This window comes from Hymenobacter daecheongensis DSM 21074, assembly GCF_900141805.1.
GTDB lineage: Bacteria > Bacteroidota > Bacteroidia > Cytophagales > Hymenobacteraceae > Hymenobacter > Hymenobacter daecheongensis.
This window is the reverse complement of sequence record NZ_FQYN01000017.1, coordinates 1-2829: the sequence shown is the minus strand read 5'-3', so window position 1 is coordinate 2829 and position 2829 is coordinate 1. Positions and strand designations below refer to the sequence as shown.

The 2829-nt window shown below is 53.3% G+C and carries 2 rRNA genes; both read left to right on the top strand.

What is annotated here, in order from left to right:
* Positions 1-2621: ribosomal RNA gene (locus tag BUB62_RS18620) — 23S ribosomal RNA — on the top strand; the annotation flags it as partial.
* Between the two features lie 91 nt (positions 2622-2712).
* Positions 2713-2824, top strand: a 5S ribosomal RNA gene (gene rrf, locus BUB62_RS18615).
* Positions 2825-2829 lie beyond the last annotated feature (5 nt).

The following is a 2829-nucleotide window of genomic DNA, read 5'->3' as shown; positions in this document are numbered from 1 at the left end:
TGTAGGACCGCAACATCTGATTACATTACTTTAGCTGAACGACGTGGGAAAGTCGGCCGCAGACGGTGAGAGCCCGGTAAGCGAACTGGTAGTGTACGGTAGCGGATTCCTGAGTAGGGCGGGGCCGGAGAAACCCCGTCTGAATCCAGCGGCACCATCCGCTAAGGCTACATACTCCTGAGAGACCGATAGTGAACCAGTACCGTGAGGGAAAGGTGAAAAGAACCCTGAATAAGGGAGTGAAAAGAACCTGAAACCGTGTGCTTACAAGCGGTCGGAGGCCTTGCGTGGGCTGACGGCGTGCCTTTTGCATAATGAGCCTACGAGTTACTCCTCACTGGCAAGGTTAAATGTCTGAAGACATGGAGCCGCAGCGAAAGCGAGTCTGAATAGGGCGCGGAGTCAGTGGGGGTAGACGCGAAACTTTGTGATCTACCCATGTGCAGGTTGAAGGTTGGGTAAAACCAACTGGAGGACCGAACCAGTTTCCGTTGAAAAGGATTTGGATGACATGTGGGTAGGGGTGAAAGGCCAATCAAACTGAGAAATAGCTCGTACTCCCCGAAATGTATTTAGGTACAGCGTCGGCGTAGAGTTACTAGGAGGTAGAGCTACCAATAGGACTAGGGGGTGTCAAAGCCTACCGAATCCTGATGAACTCCGAATGCCTAGTAATATAGCCGGCAGTGAGGCGTGGGGTGCTAAGGTCCCATGCCGAGAGGGAAAGAACCCAGACCATCTGCTAAGGTCCCTAAATCCGGACTAAGTTGAACAAAGGAGGTCCACTTGCCTTGACAGCCAGGATGTTGGCTTGGAAGCAGCCATTCATTTAAAGAGTGCGTAACAGCTCACTGGTCGAGCGAGAGGGCATCGATAATACGCGGGCATCAAGTCCGGTACCGAAGCAATGGATTTAGCGTTAAGTCGCTAAGTGGTAGGGGAGCATTCTGGTCAGCGGGGAAGGTGTTCTGTCAGGAATGCTGGAGCGGCCAGAAAAGCAAATGTAGGCATGAGTAACGATAAGGGGAGTGAGAAACTCCCCCGCCGATAGACTAAGGTTTCCTGATCAACGCTAATCGGATCAGGGTTAGTCGGGACCTAAGGCTACGCCGAGAGGCTACGTCGATGGACAGCTGGTTGATATTCCAGCACTTATGAAGTGGAGTGATGCGGTGACGCAGAAGTGAAAGAGACGCGGGCGGACGGAAGTGCCCGTTGAAGCGCGTAGGTATTGACTTGGTAGGCAAATCCGCCGAGTTAGCTGAAACGTGATAGTACCTAGCGGCTTCGGCCAATGGGATAGTTCTCCTAATCAGACTGTCAAGAAAACCCGCTAAGCGTTTACTGCTTTATAACCCGTACCGCAAACCGACACAGGTAGTCAAGGAGAGAATCCTGAGGCGCTCGAGTGAATCACGGCCAAGGAACTCGGCAAAATGGACCTGTAACTTCGGGAGAAGGGTCGCTTCCTTAAGTAGCAATACTTAAGAAGCCGCAGTGAAAAGGCCCAGGCGACTGTTTAACAAAAACACATGGCTTTGCGAACTCGCAAGAGGAAGTATAAGGCCTGACACCTGCCCGGTGCCGGAAGGTTAAGAGGGGAACTTAGTCGCAAGGCGAAGGTTTGAATCGAAGCCCCGGTAAACGGCGGCCGTAACTATAACGGTCCTAAGGTAGCGAAATTCCTTGTCGGGTAAGTTCCGACCTGCACGAATGGTGTAACGATCTGGGCGCTGTCTCAGCCGTGAGCTCGGTGAAATTGTAGTCTCGGTGAAGATGCCGAGTACCCGCCACGGGACGGAAAGACCCCGTGCACCTTTACTATAGCTTGACATTGACGCTGGGTAACACATGTGTAGGATAGGTGGGAGACTGTGAACCGGGGGCGCCAGCTCTCGGGGAGTCAACGTTGAAATACCACCCTTGTGTTACTCGGTGCCTAATCTGGCAACGGAGACAGTGTCTGGTGGGTAGTTTGACTGGGGTGGTCGCCTCCAAAAAAGTATCGGAGGCTTTCAAAGGTCCGCTCAGTACGCTTGGTAACCGTACGCAGAGCGCAATAGCAGAAGCGGGCTTGACTGTGAGGCCTACAAGCCGAGCAGGGTCGAAAGACGGATATAGTGATCCGGTGGTTCCGCATGGAAGGGCCATCGCTCAAAGGATAAAAGGTACGCCGGGGATAACAGGCTGATCTCCCCCAAGAGCTCATATCGACGGGGAGGTTTGGCACCTCGATGTCGGCTCGTCACGTCCTGGGGCTGGAGAAGGTCCCAAGGGTTCGGCTGTTCGCCGATTAAAGTGGCACGCGAGCTGGGTTCAGAACGTCGTGAGACAGTTCGGTCCCTATCTGTGGTGGGCGTAGGATATTTGAGAGGACCTGACTTTAGTACGAGAGGACCGAGTTGGACTAGCCGCTCGTGTACCGGTTGTGGCGCCAGCTGCAGCGCCGGGTAGCGACGCTGGGATGAGATAAGCGCTGAAAGCATCTAAGTGCGAAACTCACCTCAAGATGAGATATCCCATACTAAGAGTCGTGGAAGATGACCACGTGGATAGGCGGCAGGTGGAAGGTCCGAAATGGCCGAGCTGAGCCGTACTAATGACTCGAACACTTCTAAGGACTGTGCTTGACCGCACTTTCTTCTTACCCGTTTTTACTACGTCAACGATTTTGACAGTTTTCACAATCAACATGTGATACTGCGCACCAGTAATGGTGGCTTTAGCACGGGTGTTCACCTCTTCCCATTCCGAACAGAGCAGTTAAGCCCCGTTGCGCCTATGGTACTGCCTTCACCGGCGGGAGAGTCGGTCGCCGCCAACCTTACT